Raw genomic sequence first — 21,837 nt, 5'->3', positions numbered from 1 at the left:
AAGCGGCGTCGATCCCGCGCGCAGGGCCGCCGCCATGGGCTGACCATCGCATCGCGAATTCAATATCCGATCGGGGACGGCGCCGTTGTCATGTTCGCCCTTTCGCGCTCGCGCGGAGTTCGGGTGGGTTTTCGTGTCACCTGTGACTGTGTGGCCTCACCCGGTATGCGGGCGTGCCGTGGTGCCCCACGGGGGCGGCCGAGGGTGCCGCCCACCGGCGCCCCGTGGCGGCGGTGTTGTGTCGGTGGTGTCGGTGATCGATCGAACCTTTCCCATTGGCCCGCGCACGGGCGGCGACTCCGGCCGCCGGTGAGGCACCCGGAGCCGCCAGGCGGGGCGCCGCCGACCCCACATGGACCGCACATGGGCGGCGCGGCGACGCCCGGGCTGGTGCCGAACGGGCCCCGTCCGACGGGCCCGTTGCGATCAACGTTGCCTGACGGCAGTGCGCCGATGCCGTCGCAACCGCTGCGGCACCGGCTGCTTCCGCTGACTGTGCACCCCTCAGGGGATCTCAGGAGTGGATGGCCTTTTTCCCGTTCGAACTGCTGCTGATCTCGATCTTGCGGGCCTTCGCCTTCTCCGCGACCGGGATCGTGAGCCGCAGCACCCCGGCGTCGTAGTTCGCCTCGATGTTGTCCGTGTCGAGGCTGTCGCCGAGGATCAGCTGCCGGCTGAACACGCCCCGGGGACGCTCCGCCGAGACCATCTCCCGGTTCGGGTCCAGCGCCGCCCGTTCGGCGTGGACGGTGAGGACGTTGCGCTCGACGTCGAGATCCAGCGAATCGATATCGACCCCGGGCAGGTCGAACTCGACGACGAAGGTCTCCCCCTCCCTCCATGCATCGAGCGGCATCACCGTCGGACGCGACGCGGTACCGAGGAGCTGCTGGGTCAACCGGTCGAGGTCGCGGAACGGATCCGTACGCATCAACATCGTGTCCACCTCCAAGAAGCCTTCCATATCCAGAATCTACGGCAGGATACCTACACCATCTACCGTAGATAAATGATGGCATCGCGTCATATCGTGAGGCAAGAGGAATCTTCGAAAAACCCTGGGGAGAAGCAGATGTCGAGCGAACCGGGCCGGGTGGCCGGAGATCGGACTCGAGCCGTACTTGCCCGCGACGAGTCAGGTCGGATGACCGTTTTCCAGGGGAGGCGCACGTCATCGGTGCCAACGCACCGGGCTCACCCACAACCCGGTCGCGGGTGGGCGCCGCGGTGGCGGAGTGCCGAGCACGACGACATGGATGCGGATCGGTCCCGCCGGCTGGGTCGGAGCCCGAGGCGGTCGCCGAGGTTCGGCCTCGGATTCTGCCTCGGGTTCGGCCGCGGCCGGGTCGGCGGCGGCCCGGTCGTGGGCGGCGCGGTGTTGGGGGTCGCGCAGCCGGGCGTAGGCGGACAGAATGCGTTGCAGGTCCTCGTCTGCCGCCGGGTCGGGGGTTTGGTGGTGGGTTCGGGTGTCGGGGTGGTGTTCGCGCAGCAACCGCCGGTAGGCACTGGTGATCTCGGCCTGGGACGCCGCCGAGGACAGTCCCAGCACCCGATACGGATCCCGTTCGGTGGCCATACTTCGTCCCATGTGCACGAGAAGGGTGGTTCCGGGCGTTCGGGGTGCCGGAACCACCAGGATGGGGCGGGCAGGACCTGCACGAAGGGCCCGCCCCCGCTGTTCACGGTTCGCGTGAAGTCTGGAGTGGGCACAACCCGCCCGGGACCGGCCGGCGACTGCCCGTCTGCCACTGCACCGGCCGTGCGCCCCAGGCGATCCCTGGCCCCGGTTAACGCCGGGTGAGGGATGCGGTCGTCGCCGTCGCTGACTCCTCGGTTGATCGGCGGCGGACGGGCGGTGTGCCCCCGGGTTCGCCGCGCCGCGTACGAAGGATGACAGGTGACGGAGGCGGCCGCGGGCGAACCCTTTCAGGTGGTGCACTCGTCTGGTTCATCACCCCCTTTCTCGACCTTCACTCACGAGATGTGTTCTTGCGACTGGTCTTTTCCGGTTCTCGGAGGTGAGCGCTGGGTGGCCCGGATCTCCGGGGCCGGGGGCGCCGACACCGTCCACGACATCGACGCGGGAGGGGATGGGCACGCCGGACCGGCCGGTGCGGTGGCCAACCGTGCGAGCAGTACGACGGCCTGCGGCGTGAGCGCGTCGGCGAGGATGCGGTCCGAATCGGCCTCGAGCAGGGTGTAGTCGAGCTCGTGCCACGGCCACACCACCTCGCGGTCGGTGCGCTCCGGAGTCACGGTGGCGTTCACCTCGGTGACCATGTTCGCCAATGTCATGATGTTCTCCCCCTCCCGAGCCTTGTCGGCCTCGGTCGAGCGTCGACGGTCCCCCTTCTGCGCCTCGCTTCAGGTGTCGACCTCGCCTCAGGCGGTGACCGCCTTCTTCTCGGAATGTCCACTGCTGATCTCGATCTTGCGGGGCTTGGCCTTCTCCGCGACCGGAATCGTCAACCGCAGCACCCCGGCGTCGTAGCTGGCTTCGATATTGTCCGCGTCGAGGTTCTCCCCGAGGAACAGCTGCCGGCTGAACACCCCGCGCGGACGCTCGGCCGCGACCATCTCCTGGTTCTCGCTCAGTGCGGGCCGTTCGGCGTGCACCGTCAGCGTGTTCTTGTCGACGTCCAGATCCAGCGAGTCGGCGTTCACGCCGGGCAGATCGAACTCCACCACGAACCGATCCTCCTCGCGCCAGGCGTCCATCGGCATCACTGCCGGACGGGCCGTCGTGCCGAGGATCTGCTGCGTCAGACGGTCGAGGTCGCGGAACGGATCCGTACGCATCAACATCATGTCCACCTCCTGAAACCCTCTTCATTCCACCAGGTAAACTCCAGCAAATGCTGTAGGTTCGGTATAGCATCTGTCGTAGACTATGACAAGAGGTTGTGCAAGAAAAATCCCGATCGGAGCACAGAATGCCCGAAAGATCCGGCCGGTACGACCCCGAATCACCGTCGCTGCGCGGAGTGTACGGCATCTCGGTGGCCGCCGAACTGTCCGGGTTCGGGATCGCGGCGCTGCGGTTGTACGAGGACTACGGTCTGGTCACCCCGGGCCGCACCAGTGGCGGCACCCGCCGCTACAGCGACTACGACCTGGCCCGGCTGCGGCGCATCGCCGAACTCATCGACGCCGGCGTCAACCTGGTCGGTATCGGCCGGGTCCTCGACCTCGAGCACCGCACCGACGAACTCGAACGCGACAACCGCCGCCTGGAAGCGGACAACGCGCAACTACGCGCCGAGCAGAATTCCGAGACCATCGCAGACCACACTGGTGCCGCCCGTGCCCCGGCAGTCGAGGACGACGCGGACCGGACCCGGCCCGCACGGGCCCGACGGGGATCGGATTCCGCGCAACGTCCCCGCCTACGGGACGGCCCGACCCGCGGGCGCGGTGTCGGCGAACGAGAACACCGCTAAAACACCGTCACCCCCGCCGGCGCAGGACTGCCCCGCACGTCGTCATCGCGGCCAGAGCCGGTCACCGAGGTCGATGGTTGCTCGCCCCACCCCCGGATCTGCGCAGCAGCAGTGCCCCAGCCCGAGCCGAGTTCGGCGGAGTGCCCGGGGACCGGCGCCGCGCGGACGACCGGTGCCGGAGGTGCGGCTCGGGGTTCCGCACAGCACGCACCGGTGAGCACGCCTCGTGGGGACCTGATCGTAAGGACGCACGGAGGCCTCTGTCGATGACCACTTCACCTCACATCACCACCGATTACGACGAGATCCGCCGATGGATTCAGGCCCATCACGGGGCACCGGCACGCGATGCGACGGGCGCTCTGCGGATCGACTTCCTCGGTGTCGCGTCCGGGCTCGAGCACCCGTCCTGGAACGACTGGTTCGCCACCCTCGACAGGCAAACCTGGCCCTGTGTTATCCGGAACCCCACATTCGCGGCGGCACCAGCGCCTGGTTCCCAGCTGGTGCCGCCGCTCACGCGCAATCGCCAGCGCCGGCCCGGGCGAGATAGGCGACGACGCGGTCACCGTCTCGGCCGGGACAGTCCAGCGCGCAGAAGGTGACGGTTTCGGGACCGTCACCCCCTGATGGACCGCTCCGCAGGATGCGACCACCCCGCGGTCGTGGCGTTCGCGAAGAACGGCGAGGTGCTGGTCGGCCAGCCCGCCAAGAACCAGGCAGTCAGCAACGTGGACCGCACGGTCCGGTCGGTCAAACGCGAGATCGGCACCGACTGGCATGTGGCAATCGACGACAAGAACCGAGCGGCTCGGAGTCGGGCAGAACCGCGTGTCCAACATCGAGCATGGCGACCTCGAGCGTGTGCAGATCGGCACATTGCGCCGGTATGTCGAGGCCGTCGGCGGTGCACTACGCATCGAAGTCGAACTCGGCGACGAGCGCTTCCAGATCACGTAATACCGACACCCCACGCGGCAGCCGTCGGCCGTCCGGCCGGCCCGGAAAGCTCATCGTCCGTTCCGGACATCGGCGGGCCCGGTGGGATCCTCGGAGCGGCGGCCGTCTCGGACTGGTAGACAGACCAGAGGTGGTGGAACGCCCCGATCAGGAGGCCCGAATGCCGCGACCATCGTCATCGTTGAGCACGACCGCGTCCACGCTCGGTGGAGAACTGGCACGCATCGGGCTGACCGTCCCCACCGACCAACTTGAGGTCCTGCTCACCGAACGAGTAGCTGCCGCAGCGGAGCAGATGCACATCACCAAACGCACCGCCCGCCAGTACTTCGACCACGACACACTGCACGCCCTCGCCCATGAAATGGCCCTGATCATCAAAGATGAGGCGCCGGCGCCGACCTGCTGACCCTGCCCCACACCACCGCCATGCCTCTGGCCACCCTCGGTGCGACGATCGCCGCCCTCGTCGAAGTCACCGCCCTCGGCGGAGCCGACAAAGATACCAACGAGCCTGTGGCGGCGATGGCTCTGATCTCCACGCTCGGCGTCCTGACCAGAGACCACGACGGGGACCTCCCCGCCGTCCGGGTGCCCGAGCCGCTCCTCCTGCGAGCAGCGCGGCTGATCGAGAACACCGCCGACCTCGTACACCACGGCTGCCCACTACCACCAGACGTCGCCGAAGACGTCCGACCCCACCTGCAGAAGACACTCCGCGAAGACGCCGCCCGGCTCCGGGCACTGATCCCCGACACCGGAGGACGGTCCGGCTCCGGCCTGTGGGCGGTTCCCGACGATCCATCGTGACGGGCGCGGGCGCATTCGTGCCAGCAGAAACACGCCTCGGCACCAGCGCGAACGAGCTGGGCCCCGCGCTCCGACCAGATCTGCGTACCTCGATTTCTTGGTCGAACGTCAGTGGGCCTCGTGCAGCCAGTCCATCGTCTGTCGCCGGCGGTTCGGCCACCCGGTCGATCGTGGAATTGGCACCGAGATTGCCCGGTGCCGCAACCGCCGGGCCGTGGGGGCCATCCGATTCGGCCCCAGCGCCGAATCCCTCGATGGCACCGCTGACCGGCGATGTCTTGCCTGCTCGTGCGGTACGCGTGACGCAGCCGGAGCTGCAGGCAACCGAAGACACACGAGGAAGTGACAACGTGCACACTCAAAATCCGCGGCACCTCTCGATTCTGATCGGCGCCTGCGCCATCGCCGGCGGAGCAGTCCTTCTCGCGCCCACCGCGAACGCGGCACCGGTGGCCGAATGCCGGGCACCCGGCGCCGCCAGCGCGGCCATGGCCATGAACACCTCGCAATGCTCGGCCGACAGCGTCGGCGGCAGTGCCGCCGCCGCATACGGGATCGACGGCACCGCCACCGCCACCGCCGGGCCGCAAGCCCTCGCACTGGCGATCGCGAACGGCGGCGGCACCGCCACGTCGACAGCCCGTGGCCTCTCCGGACCCGCGGCCATCGCCCTCGGCCCGGGCGCCACCGTCAACGCCCAGGGAGTCCGGCCCGGCCTGTCGATCGGCATCGCCGGCGCCGGCGCGCAGGTGACGATCGACGGCACCGCCGGCCCGACCTGCACCCGCGGACCCGCATTCGCCGGCGACTTCCAAACCCTGCGGGGCTGCCTCTCGACCCAATAGGACCGACCTCCGTACGCGCTGACAGGCCCACAGGGTAAATCAGCCTCCGCGCCGCTGCCTCGGCGAGATCCACGAAATCCACCGCCCGGCTGAACTGTTCGTGCACTCCTGCCGGTCGACCGGAAGACCCGACGCTGTCCGTCCGCACTCCGCACACTGCCGAGAAAGGAATTAATGGTGAGCCGGTCCGAACTCGATGCCGCCGGAGTACAGGATCCACGCCTGCGCGTGGCGTACCGCCGGTGCCGCGACCTCAACGCCCGCCACGGGCGCACCTTCTTCCTCGCCACCCGGCTCCTGTCCCCCGCGCAGCGACCCCCCGTGCACGCCCTCTACGGATTTGCCCGCCGCGCCGACGACATCCTCGACGACCTCGACCCGCACCTGACGCCCGCCCTGCGCGCCATCCGGCTCGACCTGCTCGCCCACCAACTCACCGACACCGACCCCCACGGTGAGTGGGATCCGGTGATCGAGGCGGTCCGGCACACCGCCCACACCTACCGGATCGACGGCGAACTGTTCGAGGACTTCCTGCACTCGATGCGGATGGACCTGACGGTCACCGACTACCCCGACCGCGCCGCGCTCGATGAGTACATGCACGGGTCCGCGGAGGTCATCGGACTGCAACTGCTGCCGGTGCTGGGCACCCTCGGCCCGAACCAGGACGCCGCCCCCTACGCCGCCGCGCTCGGGACGGCGTTCCAGCTGACCAACTTCCTGCGCGATATCGCAGAAGACCTCGACCGGGGCCGGGTCTACCTCCCCGCCGACGAGCTCGCCGCTTTCGGGGTCGACCGGGACCTGCTGGGCTGGTGCCGGACCCACCGGTGCACCGACCCCCGGGTACGCGCCGCGCTGGCAGCCCAGCACCAGCACACCCGAGACGTGTACCGCCGGGCCGGCAAGGGAATTGAGTTGCTGCACCCGCGGTCCCGTCCCTGCGTGCGGACCGCCCTGATCCTGTACTCCGACATCCTCACCCGCATCGAGGACAGCGACTTCGCCGTGTTCACCCACCGCGCCACCGTGAGCACCGCCCGGCGACTACACATCGCGGCACCGGGCTGCTGCAGGCCTGGTGGGCACGCCGACCCCACCCCGGCACACGACGACGCCCCGGACCCGGCACCCCGATCGCCGGTAGTTCGCCGCCTCCTGGCACTCGGCACGTGTCAGACATCTCGGATCCTTCATGACCTCGCCGCACGACCGGACAACCGCCGCAACACTTCCCGCCTTCCGCCCGGGTAGCCCGACACGGCGCGTTACGCCAGTCCTACCGTTGGCAACGGATCTTTCTACCGGAGAGTGGTGGCCATGAACAGATCGACCGAACCATCCCGTCACGATCATGCCCGGGTGCTCGTCGTGATCGTCTCCGCGGCAGTGGCCATCGTGGGCTCCTTCATCGGCTCCGGGGCGCTGATCGGAACCCCGATCGCACAGGCCGCCGACCGGGCCCTCGCCGCGGACGCCACCGCCGTCGCCCCGGGCGGACCCGCGTTCTCGATCTGGACCCTGATCTATGTCGGGTTCATTGCCTACGCGATCTGGCAGGCACTACCCGCCCACCGCGACGACGTCCGGCAACGACGACTCGGATGGTGGTTCGCCGCCTCGATGATCCTGAACGCGGCCTGGATCGCCTGCGTGCAGTTCGAACGGCTCTGGCTCAGTGTCCTGGTCATCATCGCGCTCCTCGCCGTGCTGCTCGTCGTGTTCGCGGTCCTAACCACCGAAAAACCCTCGGGCCGTGTCGAGGCCGTCGTCGTCGACTCCACCGCGTACGTCTACCTCGGCTGGGTGTGCGTCGCCGTGGCCGCCAACATCGCCGCGACCCTGGCTGCCGCCGACATCGATCCATTCGGACTCGGCCCCAACACCTGGGCGGTGCTCGTCCTCGCCCTGGTCGCCGCGGTCGCCATTCTGCTCGCCGTCGCCGGCCGCGGCCGGGTCACCGTCACGGCCGCGATCGTGTGGGGCCTTGCCTGGATCGCGTTTGCCCGAACCACCGACAACGGCCTCACATCGCGGCCGGCCGCCATCGCCGCGGCCGCGGCCGCCGCGGTGGCCATCGTTACGACCGCCGTCGTCCGCTCACGTCGGTCACCGTCCTCCAACCCGAGCACCGGAAAGCTTGCGTAGAGGTAGCACTTTGTTTCCACTGTTCGGCCAGCAACGGTCAAACGCCGCACGCGTGCCCCTACTGCGACAGGCGCGGGGCCCAGTTGCCAGCCACCGGCACCACCGACGACGTCCCGGAGCCGGTGCGGGACCGGCTCACCCAGAACGGCTGGTATGTGGATTCAGATCTGTTGTGTCCCAACCATTCCCGAGCCTCACTGGGTCTCGCCGCGCGAGTGGCACATCCATCCCGCTAACACACCGCCTCCGAGCACCCGCGAAGGCAGCTTCGTGTCGGTTCCCACCCCCTACCCTCACCAGTAACAGCACCAATGAGCAGCGAGCAGAGGGGGAAACCATGCTCACCGCCGCCGCCAGCGCACCGATGATGCCCGCCTCCCCGGCGGTCTCTGAGACCGAACCGCTCGCCCTGATCGGGCCAGCCGCAGCCGATCCGGGTCCCCCGAACGGCTGTGGCGGTCCTGGCTCGACGACCCCGCCGCCGTGGCCGCGATTCGAAGCGAAGACCTACCGACGCCCAGGTGGCCGGTGCACTGTGTGGCTCAGGAGTTGTCTCATCCACCGGGCACGGCCCTTCCGCACGGCCGGCCTGCCCGGACCGTCCCGGCGCGGCACCGTGCCCGCGCATTCGTTCGCCTACCAACTCGAGTACGGAGTGATCCCGAGACTGGGGTGGTCCGGTGCCGACGACGCCATGCTGTGTCACCAGTGCGACTTCGCCGGCTGCGTCAACCCACACCACATGCGCCTGGGCACCAACGTTCTCAACCGCACCGAATACAACCTGCGGCGCCGGAACCTCGCCAGCCCGCTCACCGACATCCGCGGCCCCGCCGGACGCACCCGCGCCATCGCCGCCGCCATCCGTACCGGTTTCGCCCGCGGCGACGACACCGATTGCATCGAGGAACGGATCCGGTGCGCCGAAGCGGCTGGCCTCCCCTCACCCTCTGGTAAGGCTGGCAGCCGTCTCCGTCTCCGCCGTTGCGGCCGGGCGGGTTTCGGCTCTGCCGTGTGTGCCCTACTTTCTCAGGGGATCGATCCGCCACCGCCCGTCATCTGGTCGAGGATCGCCTGCTGTGCCTGCATTTCTTCCTCCTCGGTGATCTCACCGCGTTCCCGGGCCTCCTCGAGTTCCTCGAGCGCCCGGCGGGCGCGCGCCGGATCGTGCAACTCCTGCTCGACCTGCCGCTGGATCAACTCCGCCAGCGAGATCACCCCCTTGACCGGTTGCAGCGGCAAGGTGACGATGAACGAGAACAGACCCATGCCTCAGCCCTGCCCCTCCGGCTTCGCGGTGACCACGAAGTCGTACGCCGCCTGCGGTCCGAGCAGTTTCATCTCCACCCGCCCGTCCCAGTCCTGGGCCAGCTCGCTGAGCACCCGTTCGAGTTCGTCCTGACGCTCGACGTCGGCGAGGATCGCCACCTGCACAGCCTCCTCCTCGTGCGTGGGTTCGCGCACGTTCACCGAAGCGGCGAGGTCGTCGAGCGCCTCGACGGCCCTGCGGGTGTCCTGTTCGCGTTTGGCGGCGATCGCGTTGCTCACCAATTCCCCCAGGGCCATCCGTGCGTCGCGACTGGCGTCCTCCGACTGGTCGCGGATCTCCTCGCGCAGCGCCGCCGCCCGCTCGTCCTCGTCGAGGATCTCCCGCAGGATCGCCTTCTCCACGTACCGGCCCTTCACGATGTACTGGGCCTTGCCCTCCAATTTCTCGAGAGCAGTACCGAACTCGTCCGCGTGCGCCGAGAGCAGTTCCTCCTGCACGGCGTCGGCGTCGCTGAGCACCGCGCCGAACCGCAGGGCAGCACCGGCGCCACCCCGGCCACCCCGTCCAGCAGGTCCGCATGCGCCCGCAGGTCCCCGGGTGCGCCGAGCGCCCGGTCCACCGACAGTCCGCTCACCAGGGCGGCAATGTCGCCCTGCGTGACCACCTCGAAGGTGCCGTCCGCGACGCCGGTCGCACCCTCGGCGACCTCGACGTCGGCCGGGACGATGCCGTAGACATACACCCCGGTCGTCTGCTTCGTCTGCTCCGAGGTGGCCATCACCGGTCACCTCGAGTCGATTTGCGCGAGACTCGTTCCCGCTCCGGTTCTTCCTCTTCCTCCCCACCCCCGAAGAGGCCGCCGAGCTTGTCGCCCGCCGATTCGAGCGCACCCTTCGTCTTGTGCTTGGCAGCGCCCTCAGTGGCGCCCGAGACGATCTCGGACAGTCCCTTCGGTTCGCTGCCGATCTCGAGCCGGTTCACCGCCTCCGCGAACCGCAGGTAGGTGTCCACGCTCGCGACCACGACCCGGGCGTCGATGGTCAGCAGTTCGATGCCGACCAGCGAGACCCGCACGTACGCGTCGATCACGAGGCCCTTGTCGAGGATGGTGTCGATGACGTCGGCGAGACTACTCGAGCTCGGTCCACCTGCCGTGGTCATGCGCGTGCTCCTGTCCTACGCCGCGGCGATGCCTTCTTCGCTGCAGCCTTCTTCGCTGCAGCCTTCTTCGCGGGGGCCTTCCTAGCGGGGGCCTTCTTCGCGGGCGTTTTCTTTGCTGCAGCCTTCTTCGCGGGGGCCTTCTTTGCTGCGGTCGTCCGGGGACGACGCCGGCGCGGCTCGGGTTCGTCCTCCGCGGGCTCCTCCTCCGCCTCGGCGGTGTCCTCCTCCGGCTCCTCCTCCTCGTACTCGCCGGACTCCTCCTCCGGCTCCTCCTCGGGCTCCTCCTCCTCGTACTCGCCGGACTCCTCCTCGGGTTCCTCCTCCTCGTACTCGCCGGTCTCGTCCTCCGGCTCCTCGTCCTCGTACTCGCCGGTCTCGTCGTCCTGGGCCTGTGGCTCTTCGTCTTCGGTCGGTTCTTCGTTGTTGTCCTCGGACTCCTCGGGTTCGACAACCTTGCCGTCCCGAATTTCTCCGCGCCACCCCTCTATCTCGTCAGGGTGGAGAACGGACTGGGTCATGACGTGGCGTCCGAAGTGCTTCAACTCCAAGCGTGCTCGCCGACCCTGTGCGCGCCACAGGTTTCCCGTCCTCTCGAACAAGCCCTTCGGGTGATACTCGAGGATCAGAACGATGCGGGTGAGATCGGGAGTCACCTCGTGGAACGTCACCGCACCGTCGATGAACCCCTTGGCCCCCTTCGAACGCCACACGATCCGCTCATCCGGGACCTGCTCGAGGATCGACGCTTCCCAGGTGCGGTGCGACAAGAAGATCTGCGCCTTCCACTCCAGCTTCTCGTGCGCCTCCTGCTCCACCCGCTCGACCTTCTTCATGAACGACGGAAAGTCGGCGAACTGGGTCCATTGGTTATACGCCAGTTGGACCGGCACACCGACATCGATCGATTCGACGATGTTGGTCAACTTGAGCTTCTTGCCCTTACCGCCACCACCGCCACCAGTGACCGCGTCCTTCACATCCGACGCCGTCTCCTTCACCTTGTCGGTCAGCCCGGAGAACAGTGACTTGCCATCGCCCTTCTCGTCCCCGTTGCCGTCACCCTGCTGCTCTTTGCCGGTGACCGCAGACAGCAGGCTGCCGCCGCCGCCCTCGGCATAGTCGGTGAGCCTGCCGGCGGCACCCTGCACCTTGTCGGAGACGGTGGATAACGCCTTGTCGGTCACGGTGCCGAGCAGGCCCTGCGCCGCCTTCTGCAGGGGTGAGACCGATGCGGCCTTGCCGGACGCACCGGAGACGTTCTCGCGCAGCTTCTTCGCCGCGCTGTCGAGATTCGAGGTCATCGCTGATCACTTCCGGGTGCGTCGAAGTACGGGTACGGAATCGGTCGTCGCCCTGGCGCGCGTCCTGCGGGCCCTGGCTCGGGCCAGATCGTCTTCCTCGTCGTCGTTGTTCGTCGACGAGCGGGACCGTGACCGGGTGGGCCGGGAACTACCTCCACTCGAGGACCGGCGGCGCGGGGCCGGCCGCCGCCGGGCGCGGGGCGCCTCCTCGGACTCATCGTCACCGGTCTCGTCGTCGCTCTCGTCCTCGTTGTCCGCGTACTCCTCGTCCTCGTACTCGGGTTCCTCGTCCCGGGCCCGCTTCGACTTCTTCTTCCCGCCCGCAGCCTCGCCGAGGCCGCCGAGGAGGTCCTCACCCGACTGCAGCCGGGTGTTGAGCGAGTCGATGCGCTGGCTGGCCGCGGTCACCGCGGCCGCCTTCGCGGCATTCATCAATTCCTTGCGGACCGTCGCACCGAGCTTGGCGACCTCGGGGGAATCGGCGAGCAGTTTGCGGCCCTCGTTGAGAACACCCAGCGACCCGCTGGGAAACCGTCTGCTGGCTCCGAACCCGGCGAGCATCAGCGCCAGCTTCATCTTGTGCGTGCGGCCCAGCATGTACCCGGCACCTACGGCCATGGCCATCTGGCCCTTGCTTGTCATCGCCCAACCCCTTCGTCGAGTGGATGTTGTGGTGCACCTCGGCGCCGGCGGCGGTCTGAAATCGGATCCTCACCCGGTGGGGGCGCATTTCCGCCGACTACCCCAGGGCCGCGCCACTCAATCCGCCGCAACCGGGGACAGTCACCGAACGAAACCAGGCCAGGGCCTGGGTCGATCGCATGTCTGCAACGTCGAACGGTTCATCGGCGGGCGCCATGCACCCAACCGGGCGCGCCGCCACCGCGCCCGATCGTCAGCCCTGCGGCTTCGGTGTGACCACGAAGTCGTAGGGGGCCATGGGGCCGAGGATGCGCATGGTGACCCGGTTGTCCCACCGCTCGGCGAGCGCGCCGATGGCATGTTCGAGTTCGTCTTGCCGGTCGACCTCGAACAGGACCGCGGTCTGGACGGCGTCCTGGTCGTGGGTGGGTTCGCGGACAGTGACGGTGTCGGTCAGCGGCGACAGTGCGTCGAGGGTGGTGCGGGTGTCGGTGTCGCGTTTGGCCTCGAGGGCGTGGCCGATGATCTCCCCCAGGGCCATTCTGGCGTCCTGGGTGAGTTCCTCGGGCTGGCTGCGGATCGTTTCGAGGAGTGTGGTGGCCTTCGGGCTCTCGTCGATGATCTCGCGGAGGATGGTTTCCTCGACGTAGCGGCCCTTGATCATGTACTGGGCGAAGCCCTCGAGTTGGTCGAGGGCAGAGGTGAACTCGTCCTCGTGTTCGGCGAGCAGTTCGTTGACAACGGCGTCGCGGTCGGACACGACGGCGCCGAACCGCAGCGGCAGCACCGGGGCGACGTGCGAGGTGCCGTCGAGGATGTGGGCGTGGGCCTGCAGGTCCGCGGGGGTGCCGAGTCGTTGGTCCGGGTCGATCTCGCTGACCAACGCCGCGATGTCGCCGTGCGTGACGATCTCGATCGGGGCGTCGTGGATGCCGGTGGCGTCCTCTTCCGGTTGCACGTCCGCGGGCACGATGCCATACACATCGATCACGGTCGCCGGAGCAGCCTCGTCGGTGTCGTCGCCGGTGTCGTCGCCTGTGTAGTCGGTGTCGTCTGCGTTGGTCATTTCCGCCTCCGCCGGGGTGCAGGTTCGCGTTCGCTTCCGGATCCGCCGAGCAGCTCACCGAGCGTCTCCCCCACACCCTCGAGGACACCCTTGGTCTTGGATTTCGTGCTGCCGCTGCCCTTGACGTCGGAGACGAGGTCGGTCAGACCCTTGGGTTCGCTGCCGATCGCCAGCCGGTTCGCCGCCTCGGCGAACCGCAGATAGGTGTCGACGCTGGCGACCACGACGCGGGCGTCGATGGTGAGCAGTTCGATACCGACCAGCGAGACCCGCACGTAGGCGTCGATGACCAGTCCCTTGTCCAAGATGGTGTCGATGACGTCGGCGAGACTACTGGAACTGGGTCCGCCTGCCGTGGTCATGCTCGTCGCTCCTTGCTTGTGTTCGCCCACTGCGCGGCAGCACCGCCCGCCCGGCAGGTTGCACTGCGCCGACGGTCCCGGACGGCCGCACAGCTGCCTCGCCCGCCCAGAGGGTGCACGCGGGGTCGGCTAGCGGACTACCCTGAACGGGCAGAGTTCAATCGGTCAAAGACGGGAGAGGACTGCGCAATTCGGGCCAAGGAACAGTCCATACGGTCGGATCCTCCGGCGTCGTCCACGAAAGGGTGTGCCGAGTTTCCGTGGACCGTGGAGGGGGTACGCCCCTGGTATGGCGCGGGAAGGCGTAGTCGGCTCGGCCCTCCTGGGACGGACCGGCATAGGGAACCGGGCCGGTGCGGGCATCGGGCGTGGTCTTCGGCAGGCGGCCGGTGCACACCCCAGGAGGGGTACGCCGGACTCGGTGCTGGGGTTTGCGACGCCGGCTGGTGTGATCGCCGGTGAGGTCGGCCCCGGCCATGTGTCACGATCGGTCGACGCAGCCGCCCAATGGCTGAAACCCCACCTTCACCACCTCCTCGACCACCCACTCCTCGGCGAGCTCGAGGACCGAGGTGCCGTGCGGAAGAGCCTCGACCACTGGCTGGACACCGTCGCCGAATCCGTCGCCCATGGTGTACCGAGCACCACTGCCGCCCTACGGGCGATCGACTCCACCCTCAATGGCAAGAACCTGGTATGGGCGGCGATCAAGGGCCTGGTGTCCGGGTTGAGCCGCACCGTGCAGGTCGCCCTCGTCCTGCTCATTCTCCTCGGGCTGGTGCTGGGGCCGATTCTGCTGGTGCTCGCGCTGCTGGTCCTGCTCGTGGCCGGGCTCGTCGCGGCCGTCCGCGCCGCCACACGGTGACCGCTCCACTTGCGGGGCATCCAGCGTAGCCAGCCGCGATCCGGGTACCCGCACAGTAGGTTGTCCCGGGCTCGCACACCTGCCGGGGCAGTCAGCCCCGGCTCCGGTCGCCAACCCCTTCGGCCGCGGGGCGCCCGACGTCGTACGCGTCGAGGCCGAGTGTTCGCCCACCCCGCCCCGGCCGCGTGCGGCCCTCCCGTAACCTCACGAACCACTGCCACACACACCTCTCACTCGAGGAACAGACCCGGCCTCATCAGGTCTGATGACCTGCGTATCGTGAATAGATGAAGACGAAATCACCTCCGAACGAGCTCGCCCGCCGGTTGGCCGAGCGGGAAGAAGTGGAAGTCGGCATTCTCGAACTCGAGGGCCTGCTGGCGAAGGCCAGACGCCGCCTCGACGAGGTGTCCGCCGAGATCGATTCCCTCCAGGAGCATCGAGCACCACCGAGCTAAGGGGCGATCACACCCCACCCCGAGTTCGGACCTCGCCGCCCAGATCACCGTCGAACCTCCACGATGCCGTATTCGGCGCCGGCCCGGCCCGGGGGGATACCGCGTGGGGAGTGCACACCTGGCAGGTGTCCGCCCAATGGAGCTACGACGCCGGCGGCGCCACCGCGCGGGCACCGCTCCCGGACCCGCCGCCCGGCGGGTCGGGAATCCAACGAACCCTTTCCGGCACCGTCCTGCGAACCTGTTTGACCCACAACGTGGTTCATACTTTCCGGTCGTGGTGGCTACGGTCGTGGCGCGCTGATATTGGGGTTGCCGGGCGCTCGGACACCGCGCGGTTGCGAACCCGGGTGCGGTGCGGTCACCGACGGGGGAGGTCCTTCTCCGGCGGGGGTATCTCTTCCGGGCACCGAGTCGTCGGCGGGGCCGGGGCTGATCGGTACGGTGTGGTCAGGAGCCTGCCCAGAGGCGTCGGCGAGCGACGGCCTTCATCGTCTCGACCAGTTTCGGTTGCAGTGGTGTCGGGGGGGTCGAGTTCGAGGTTGGTGTGCAGTTCCCGGAAGAATTCGGTGGGGCTCATCCCGAAGTCCGCCAGGATTGTCTCTTCCGGGCCGCCGCCGTGGCTGTACCAGCGCAGTTCGAAGGACACCATCCGGCTCATCGGTGCAGCACTCATTTGGCCACCCCTTTCCCGTCTCGTCGTTCGTGTGTTCGTGTGTTCGTGTGCTTGGTGGGAGGTGTCATGCAGCGCGGGGGTCAGTGACGTACCGCTCTTGTGGACGAAGCCCACGAATTGTGCCCACCACATCTCATTTCCGACCCCCTCGAATATGTCAACCTCGCAATTCGGTCAATTGGCGCGCAGGCGGCCGACATTTCGGCTTCAGCGAAAATTTCGGCTTCACGCGAACAATTTTCTCGGGCCCTGTCTCCGGACGTTTGCTGACCGTCCGGGATAAGCGCCCTCGTCGACGGAAACCGGGCCCCACACCAGCATGGACTGCTCGGGTCGGTCCGGCCGCTCCCCGACGGTCGGTGCGACACCGAATCGCCGACGAGGCGGCGCGCATGCAGTTTACGCAGTTCAGCGCGGTGCTCGGCTCACCTGTTGGTGAGCCGAGCACACTGTTTCTCGTCCTACGCTGTGGTGTTCCGGGCGATTCGGGCGGTCAGCCGATGCCGCCGCCGATGCCGAAGCTCACCTGAAGCCAATGGAGGAACGCCTCGAGAGCGACGTTGAAATCGATTCCTGCAGAACCCATGCAGATTTCACTCCTTCTGCTGTGGTCGGTGATCCACGCGATCGTTGTTTCGCGCTTATTTTCTTTATCGGACGGACCCGTCATCCGCGTTTCGAATAAATACGGATTTCCCAGTCTGTGAAATTAAACAACCGCCCAGATTGATTCGCCCACGACGGATTCACGCTCACCGGCACCGGTCTGACCTGCGGATGCGGCAGAGGGCGGCGGTGGAGGATGCGTGTACCGCACCTCGATCACCGGCCGCGGCCGCCGGGGTGGTCCGGGTCGATTCCGCCGACGCGCTGCGGTACCTGGCCCGGTCGACCACCCGACGATCGCCTTGCCTGCAGCGATCCGCTTCCGGCGGATACACATCCAGAGGTTCCGTGCTGGTGGGTCATACGCACGCAGAGGGCTGTGACGCCGCCACTCGGTGGCTGCGGGGTCCGGCGGAACCCTTCGGAACCGCCGGTCGGTGCGGGTGCGGTCCTCTACGGTGAGTTGATGGCGGAGCGGGGTGCACGTCCCAAGGTTCCCAAGGCGCGGAGACAGTTCCTGCGCGTGGTCCGGCATCTATTCAGCCCGTTGCGGCCGGACGACTACCTGGAGTTGATCAACCCGCTGTGGACCACGCGGGAGTTGCGCGGGCGGGTGGAGCGGATCGAGCCGGCCGGCGAGTCCGCGGCCACGGTTCCCCCGCACGCGGTGCCAGCACCCGGCCGGCCTCCCCGACCTTGAGGGTGTACTTCCGCCTCGCCCCCTCCGCGAGCCCCAGCCGCCCCCACCCGTCGATCCAGCACCAAGCCATCATCGTCGTCTGTTGTGTGGGTTCTCGTTTGATCTGGCGGGGTCGATCCGACCGTCCGATACCGGATGAGCGTCTCGACGACCCACGACCGATGCTGGAACTCACCCTCGCGCTGGGCTGGCAGTGTGAGGCAACGCAATTCGGCTCCTGGCCGTCGCACCTGCATCGTGATGGTCGGCATACGGTTGGGGCTACCGCGGGTCGACGCCCACCGCCTTCTGCATCGTGTCGAAGGCGCCGTCGGCGTCCGTCATGGGTGCGATGACCAGCAGCTCCCACCGCCGACCGTCGGTACCGAAGACGTACATGATGTCCGGTGGCTGGTCCGGCAGGGGCCCGGACACGCGCACCCCGTCGGGACGGTCGATGCCCCGTTGCGAGACGCTCATCGAGTTCCAGTCGAAGCTGACTTGCTCGGTGGTGCCCACCCGATCGGCGAGCACACTGATCAGGTCGTGAAGTTCGGTGGTCAGGTTGGTGGTTCGTGGCCACCACGCCCCGTCCACGCCGGCCGAATGGTCGTCGCGCGCGCGGAGCAGCAGTCGCGGGGTCCGGGTGGGCTCGTCGAAGGGTTGCGCGCCGTCGGAGGTCGGGTGGAACAGGCCTAGGCCGCGCCCGGAGTAGGTGGGGTTCGTCTCGTGTTTCATCGTCAACGCTCCTGCCGGCCGCTCAGACGGCTGCCGCATCATCACGTGCATCGGTAGCTCGGGGAGGGTTCGGTCGTGTTGTAGCGTCATGAGGACGCTCCCGCCGTGCCCGCGTGGCGGCCACTGTCATTACCGGCGGTGACACGATCGTGGACGGTCGTGTGCAAAAATTCCTCCGACAACCTCATGCTACGCGCAGGGGGTACCCCACCCGGTGGCGCCTGCGGACGAATCGCGACCGTGCTCCCGCACGACCGAGCGCGCCACCCACGCACCTATCGGTCGACGGATTTCGCCGAGCTGTCCGGTGCACTCCCGGGGCGCCGTCAGACCCGACTTGCTCGGAGCCGACAGCGACGCCCGGTGGTGTCACCTGCAGGACGATCCTGCTGCCGTCGACACCGAGGACAGACATCGTGTTGAACAGCTCGAAGGGGCAGGCATCGAGCCGGACCCGCGGCGACCGACCGCCCGGGCACCGCGGCCCAGCCCGCGGGGTCGTAGACGGCCCGACCGTTGGGGCCGAGCCGAACCGTCAACACTGCCAGTAACTCCGGAAGTTCCTCGCTGAGGTTGCGGGTGCGGGGCGACCAGACACCGTCGATAGAGCCGGCACACCGATCTTTCGGTTTCACCCCTCGGCCGCTGCGCGTGTTCGGCTGATATCTGGTGTCGGGGACGATCGCGGGATGCTGCCTGCTGCGGCATGGGCGGCCGCTCCTGTCCCGGCTGCGAAATCGGCCGGATATGTCAGATCAGGGCGCGACCATGGACAGTCAGTGCACGAAATGCCTCCGATAGGGGTGCGAGTCTCGCCGTTGGACCCTTCCATCGCGCACCCAGGTCCTCCCGTCCGCGATAGCGAACCTGGACTCGATGACTCGGACGCGGCGGACCTATGTCCGGTCGCTCTCGCGATGGATCGCGTCCAGGTCCGCGGTCGCGGCCCGGATTCGGGCGTCCGCGGTGCGATCGGCTCGGTCCTTGCGCCGCGCCAGCTGCGCGCCGGCGCGGTCACCGGCCCGCATCGTCTCCTCGACCGCGGTGTTCTCGGCCTCCGTCACCGCCGCGTCGGTCGCGTGCCGGACCGCCGCCGTGTGTCGGGCGGCCTCGTCGAGCCGGTCGGGGAGCTGCTCTGCGGCATCGGCCCGGATGCGTTTGGCCCTGTCGCCGAGCACTGCCGCACGAGTCAGCATGTCGGCGTGCCGGCGAATCCGATGACCGCGAGCGATCAGGTCATGGTCACCGAGGAGCGCGCCGACGACGCCGTCGAGTCCGCCGAGCGCCCGTTCGTAGGCGCGCCGCACCGGAGCCTGCGCGCCCCACCGCTGCACTACTCGCCGGTCGATCACCGCGAGCGGCAGCCGGACCACGGCGTACTGCACCCGCAGTACCGTTCGGAGCGAGGACAGGTTCACCGCGCGACGTCCACGGTCGTTCTCGACCTCTGACCGCACCGTATCGGCGGCATCGTCGAGCATTCGGGCCCTCTGCTGGGCGCGCGCGTCGTCGTCTCGAGCGTCGACGACGTCCCCGGCCGTGCGCAGGTCCTCGACACGGCGTTTCTTTTCGGCGTCGTGCACGCGCGCACGCGCGCGTTCCTCAGCGGCGAGACGGCCCTTCTCCGCTCCTCGCGTCGCCTCCTGCTCGGCCGCATCGTGTTCGCGCCGCCGATCGCTCTGCGCCGCTGTTATTTTGGCGTCGGCTTCGTCCGCGGCTGCCCTGTCATCGCCCCTGACGGGGTCGAGAACGTGCTGTCGCGGCTCCGGCCGTGTTCCCTCTCCCGCAGTCAACGGATTTCTCCTGTGCCGGATTCGTGCGCGATACGGTCGCGCGGCGGGGAGGCGAGGTGCGGCCGCCGCGGCCCGCGACGCGAGGCGGCCCGAGCCGTGCCGATGCCGATGCCGATGCCGAGATGGTTCGCGATGGTGCGAAGGTTGCTGTGCGTCATATGTGACGCTCCCGCCTTGGCCGGGAACCGGCCAGGTACTGTCCAGTCGACGACGACGCGACCCGATTGCCCGCGTACGAAGTATCTCCGACACTTCGACTATACGGCGCCACAATCCCCGGAACCTCTGACCACCGCGGTGCTCGACGTTCCGGCCGCACCGAACTGTCTCGACGCCCGCGGTGCTCGACGTTCCGGCCGCACCGAACTGTCTCGACGCCCGCGGCGAGCCGGCTCCGCGCAACTGCCGACCGGAGGTGCCACCCTCACAGGCCGATGCACAGCGTGGTGGGCCTTGCCGCGCCGAGATACTCAAAATGGATCGGCGCAGGCGCCGGTGTTCGGGTCCCGCCCGGGGGCGATGTCAGAGTCCCCCGCGATCGCGAAGTGCTGTCGACAGCCCACGGCGTCTGCCCGTGACCGGGTCGAACTGTGGCCTCGGATCGGTGAACCTGCGTTCCGACGCGGTCTCGGGCGCGTCGTCGGCGGTCGCCTGCAGGAACTTGTTCGGCAACGCCAGCTTGGCGATGGTGCGCCACGACTTCAGGTACTGCACCGGCAGCGAGCCGGTCGTGTAGGGCAGGTCGTACCTCTTGCACAGCGCACGCACGCGCACGGAAATCTCGCGCAACCGGTTGCTCGGCAGATCGGGGAACAGGTGATGCTCGATCTGGTAGCAGAGGTTGCCGCTCATGAATTCCATCACCGGCCCCGCCTGAAAATTCGCGCTGCCGAGCATCTGCCGCAGGTACCACTGCCCCCGCGTTTCGTCCTCCAGCTCGGCCTCGGTGAACTTCTCCGCGCCGTCGGGGAAATGCCCGCAGAAGATGACCATGTTGGTCCAGACGTTGCGGATCATGTTCGCCGTCAGGTTCGCGGTCAACGTGGGCAGGAACGCCGGGCCGGTCAGCGCCGGGTAGAGAACATAGTCCTTGGCGATCTGCTTACCGACCTTCCCGGCCACCTCACGGCATCGGCGCGCGAACTCGACACGATCGACACCTCCCCTGGCCACCCTGCCCAGCTCCAAGTGCTGGAGGGCCACCCCGTACTCGAAGAACAGCTGCAACAGCAGGTTGTAGACCGGATTGCCGACGCTCAACGGCGTCCACCGCTGATCGCGGGTGACCCGCAACAGGTCGTAGCCCACGTCGTCGTCCATCCCGAGCACGTTGGTGTACTTGTGATGGATGTGGTTGTGGGTCTGCTTCCAATGCGCCGACAGGCCGGCGAGATCCCACTCCCACGTCGACGAGTGGATCTCCGGATCGTTCATCCAATCCCACTGACCGTGCAGGACGTTGTGGCCGAGCTCCATGTTCTCGACGATCTTGGCGGTGCCGAGCATCGTCGTGCCGGCAAGCCAGGCCGGCGGGAACAGGCTCGCGAACAAGACCGCGCGACCGCCGATTTCGAGGGACCGCTGCAGCCGGATCGCGGTGCGGATGTACCGGGCATCACGCTCGCCACGCGAGGCTTCGATATCACGCCGGATCGCGTCGAACTCGACGCACAGCGCCTCGACATCCGCCCCGGTCAGGTGGGCGTACTCCGTGACATCCGAAATCGCCATGAATTTACGCTAGCGCAGGTTACGCAACCGTAGGTTACGTCCAGGTGAGACGTGAGTGAGCGAGGACGGTATTCCTACCTAATCGTCGGCGACCGAGTCCGGCCTCCCAGTGGTCGCGCAGCGTCGTCCTGTTGTCGAGGGCGGCGACCGAGTCGAAGTACGTAGGCCGCATCTACCTGGGAGTGGTGCTTGATCAGGGTGAGGTCGGCGGTGATGTGCTCAATCGCGAGGTCGCGCGATGACCGACCGTATTTTACTGTTGCTTTAACTGGAGATGCGGCGT

At 67.9% G+C, this 21,837-nt stretch carries 24 protein-coding genes and 5 pseudogenes; 12 read left to right on the top strand and 17 right to left on the bottom strand.

What is annotated here, in order from left to right; all coding sequences use genetic code 11:
- Nucleotides 1–514: 514 nt before the first annotated feature.
- The 4 genes from CJ179_RS33395 to CJ179_RS33380 all read right to left on the bottom strand — a co-directional run bounded on the left by CJ179_RS33395 (nt 515) and on the right by CJ179_RS33380 (nt 2,805).
- Nucleotides 515–937: an Hsp20/alpha crystallin family protein gene (locus tag CJ179_RS33395; RefSeq protein WP_095864360.1), complete on the bottom strand. Its 423-nt coding sequence runs from the start codon at nt 935–937 to the stop codon at nt 515–517.
- A gap of 234 nt (nt 938–1,171) precedes the next feature.
- Nucleotides 1,172–1,576, bottom strand: coding sequence for a J domain-containing protein (locus tag CJ179_RS33390; RefSeq protein ID WP_095864253.1), 405 nt, complete (start codon nt 1,574–1,576; stop codon nt 1,172–1,174).
- Nucleotides 1,577–1,974: 398 nt separating this feature from the next.
- Entirely contained in the window at nt 1,975–2,295 is a 321-nt protein-coding gene (locus CJ179_RS33385) for a hypothetical protein (protein ID WP_095864252.1), read from the bottom strand.
- 87 nt (nt 2,296–2,382) lie between these two features.
- Nucleotides 2,383–2,805, bottom strand: coding sequence for an Hsp20/alpha crystallin family protein (locus CJ179_RS33380; protein WP_095864359.1), 423 nt, complete (start codon nt 2,803–2,805; stop codon nt 2,383–2,385).
- A gap of 128 nt (nt 2,806–2,933) precedes the next feature.
- Between CJ179_RS33380 and CJ179_RS33375 the strand changes: the two genes are divergently transcribed.
- From CJ179_RS33375 to CJ179_RS33345, 9 genes and pseudogenes are all read left to right on the top strand, one after another.
- Entirely contained in the window at nt 2,934–3,440 is a 507-nt protein-coding gene (locus CJ179_RS33375) for a MerR family transcriptional regulator (protein ID WP_095864251.1), read from the top strand.
- A 266-nt stretch (nt 3,441–3,706) separates the two neighbouring features.
- A pseudogene (locus tag CJ179_RS53085) lies at nt 3,707–3,993 on the top strand (hypothetical protein).
- Nucleotides 3,994–4,096: 103 nt separating this feature from the next.
- A pseudogene (locus tag CJ179_RS50775) lies at nt 4,097–4,243 on the top strand (Hsp70 family protein); the annotation flags it as partial.
- A gap of 28 nt (nt 4,244–4,271) precedes the next feature.
- A complete protein-coding gene (locus CJ179_RS33365) occupies nt 4,272–4,400 on the top strand; it encodes a hypothetical protein (RefSeq protein ID WP_373560173.1) in 129 nt (42 codons plus the stop codon).
- Nucleotides 4,401–4,581: 181 nt separating this feature from the next.
- Nucleotides 4,582–4,809, top strand: a complete 228-nt coding sequence (locus CJ179_RS53080; RefSeq protein ID WP_257015906.1) for a hypothetical protein — start codon at nt 4,582–4,584, stop codon at nt 4,807–4,809.
- 20 nt (nt 4,810–4,829) lie between these two features.
- Complete coding sequence (locus CJ179_RS53075) at nt 4,830–5,210, top strand: hypothetical protein (RefSeq protein ID WP_257015905.1); 381 nt, start codon at nt 4,830–4,832, stop codon at nt 5,208–5,210.
- Nucleotides 5,211–5,560: 350 nt separating this feature from the next.
- Nucleotides 5,561–6,055 carry a DUF6764 family protein gene (locus CJ179_RS33355; RefSeq protein ID WP_143548945.1) on the top strand — a complete coding sequence of 165 codons (495 nt, stop codon included), beginning with the start codon at nt 5,561–5,563 and terminating at the stop codon, nt 6,053–6,055.
- A gap of 174 nt (nt 6,056–6,229) precedes the next feature.
- Nucleotides 6,230–7,170: pseudogene (locus CJ179_RS33350) on the top strand (phytoene/squalene synthase family protein); the annotation flags it as partial.
- Nucleotides 7,171–7,378: 208 nt separating this feature from the next.
- On the top strand, nt 7,379–8,206 hold the full coding sequence (locus tag CJ179_RS33345; protein ID WP_095864358.1) for a TspO/MBR family protein: 828 nt from the start codon (nt 7,379–7,381) through the stop codon (nt 8,204–8,206).
- Nucleotides 8,207–9,235: 1,029 nt separating this feature from the next.
- Here CJ179_RS33345 and CJ179_RS33335 read toward each other — a convergent pair.
- The 7 genes and pseudogenes from CJ179_RS33335 to gvpJ (CJ179_RS33305) all read right to left on the bottom strand — a co-directional run bounded on the left by CJ179_RS33335 (nt 9,236) and on the right by gvpJ (CJ179_RS33305) (nt 14,008).
- A complete protein-coding gene (locus CJ179_RS33335; protein WP_095864249.1) occupies nt 9,236–9,475 on the bottom strand; it encodes a gas vesicle protein GvpG in 240 nt (79 codons plus the stop codon).
- A 3-nt stretch (nt 9,476–9,478) separates the two neighbouring features.
- Nucleotides 9,479–10,254: pseudogene (locus CJ179_RS33330) on the bottom strand (GvpL/GvpF family gas vesicle protein).
- Entirely contained in the window at nt 10,254–10,637 is a 384-nt protein-coding gene (gene gvpJ / locus CJ179_RS33325; RefSeq protein WP_072951758.1) for a gas vesicle protein GvpJ, read from the bottom strand. The pseudogene CJ179_RS33330 and the gene gvpJ (CJ179_RS33325) overlap by 1 nt, the downstream one beginning before the upstream one ends.
- Nucleotides 10,634–11,938, bottom strand: a complete 1,305-nt coding sequence (locus CJ179_RS33320) for an SRPBCC family protein (RefSeq protein WP_095864248.1) — start codon at nt 11,936–11,938, stop codon at nt 10,634–10,636. The genes gvpJ (CJ179_RS33325) and CJ179_RS33320 overlap by 4 nt, the downstream gene beginning before the upstream one ends.
- A gap of 6 nt (nt 11,939–11,944) precedes the next feature.
- Complete coding sequence (locus CJ179_RS33315) at nt 11,945–12,580, bottom strand: hypothetical protein (RefSeq protein WP_095864247.1); 636 nt, start codon at nt 12,578–12,580, stop codon at nt 11,945–11,947.
- Between the two features lie 253 nt (nt 12,581–12,833).
- Nucleotides 12,834–13,646 carry a GvpL/GvpF family gas vesicle protein gene (locus tag CJ179_RS33310; protein ID WP_095864246.1) on the bottom strand — a complete coding sequence of 271 codons (813 nt, stop codon included), beginning with the start codon at nt 13,644–13,646 and terminating at the stop codon, nt 12,834–12,836.
- A complete protein-coding gene (gvpJ, locus tag CJ179_RS33305) occupies nt 13,643–14,008 on the bottom strand; it encodes a gas vesicle protein GvpJ (RefSeq protein WP_095864245.1) in 366 nt (121 codons plus the stop codon). Before gvpJ (CJ179_RS33305) ends, CJ179_RS33310 begins: the two co-directional genes overlap by 4 nt.
- Nucleotides 14,009–14,429: 421 nt before the next feature.
- On the opposite strand from gvpJ (CJ179_RS33305), the gene CJ179_RS33300 reads away from it, so the two are divergent.
- Nucleotides 14,430–14,873, top strand: coding sequence for a hypothetical protein (locus tag CJ179_RS33300; protein ID WP_257015904.1), 444 nt, complete (start codon nt 14,430–14,432; stop codon nt 14,871–14,873).
- Between the two features lie 287 nt (nt 14,874–15,160).
- Nucleotides 15,161–15,331 (top strand): hypothetical protein, encoded by a 171-nt coding sequence (locus CJ179_RS51555; protein WP_179377718.1) that lies wholly within the window; start codon nt 15,161–15,163, stop codon nt 15,329–15,331.
- Nucleotides 15,332–15,692: 361 nt separating this feature from the next.
- Here CJ179_RS51555 and CJ179_RS33295 read toward each other — a convergent pair whose 3' ends face one another.
- A complete protein-coding gene (locus CJ179_RS33295) occupies nt 15,693–16,007 on the bottom strand; it encodes a DUF3263 domain-containing protein (RefSeq protein ID WP_257015903.1) in 315 nt (104 codons plus the stop codon).
- Nucleotides 16,008–17,079: 1,072 nt separating this feature from the next.
- Here CJ179_RS33295 and CJ179_RS33290 point away from each other — a divergent pair.
- A pseudogene (locus CJ179_RS33290) lies at nt 17,080–17,268 on the top strand (ferredoxin reductase); the annotation flags it as partial.
- A 306-nt stretch (nt 17,269–17,574) separates the two neighbouring features.
- Here the strand turns inward: CJ179_RS33290 and CJ179_RS33285 are convergent.
- The 5 genes from CJ179_RS33285 to CJ179_RS33275 all read right to left on the bottom strand — a co-directional run bounded on the left by CJ179_RS33285 (nt 17,575) and on the right by CJ179_RS33275 (nt 21,554).
- Nucleotides 17,575–18,030, bottom strand: a complete 456-nt coding sequence (locus tag CJ179_RS33285) for a DUF5994 family protein (protein WP_095864356.1) — start codon at nt 18,028–18,030, stop codon at nt 17,575–17,577.
- A 326-nt stretch (nt 18,031–18,356) separates the two neighbouring features.
- The gene (locus CJ179_RS53065) at nt 18,357–18,665 is read right to left on the bottom strand and encodes a DUF5994 family protein (RefSeq protein ID WP_257015902.1); all 309 of its coding nucleotides are present in this window, start codon (nt 18,663–18,665) and stop codon (nt 18,357–18,359) included.
- A 261-nt stretch (nt 18,666–18,926) separates the two neighbouring features.
- Complete coding sequence (locus CJ179_RS33280) at nt 18,927–19,823, bottom strand: hypothetical protein (protein ID WP_143548943.1); 897 nt, start codon at nt 19,821–19,823, stop codon at nt 18,927–18,929.
- Nucleotides 19,820–19,981, bottom strand: a complete 162-nt coding sequence (locus tag CJ179_RS52230; protein ID WP_218834853.1) for a hypothetical protein — start codon at nt 19,979–19,981, stop codon at nt 19,820–19,822. Before CJ179_RS52230 ends, CJ179_RS33280 begins: the two co-directional genes overlap by 4 nt.
- Nucleotides 19,982–20,345: 364 nt before the next feature.
- Nucleotides 20,346–21,554, bottom strand: coding sequence for a fatty acid desaturase (locus CJ179_RS33275; protein WP_095864243.1), 1,209 nt, complete (start codon nt 21,552–21,554; stop codon nt 20,346–20,348).
- Nucleotides 21,555–21,837: the final 283 nt, after the last annotated feature.

Source organism: Rhodococcus sp. ACS1 (assembly GCF_002300155.1).
In the GTDB taxonomy this organism is placed as follows: Bacteria; Actinomycetota; Actinomycetes; order Mycobacteriales; family Mycobacteriaceae; genus Rhodococcus_F; species Rhodococcus_F koreensis.
The sequence above is the reverse complement of the archived record's forward strand: the minus strand, read 5'-3'. Positions and strand labels throughout refer to the sequence as shown.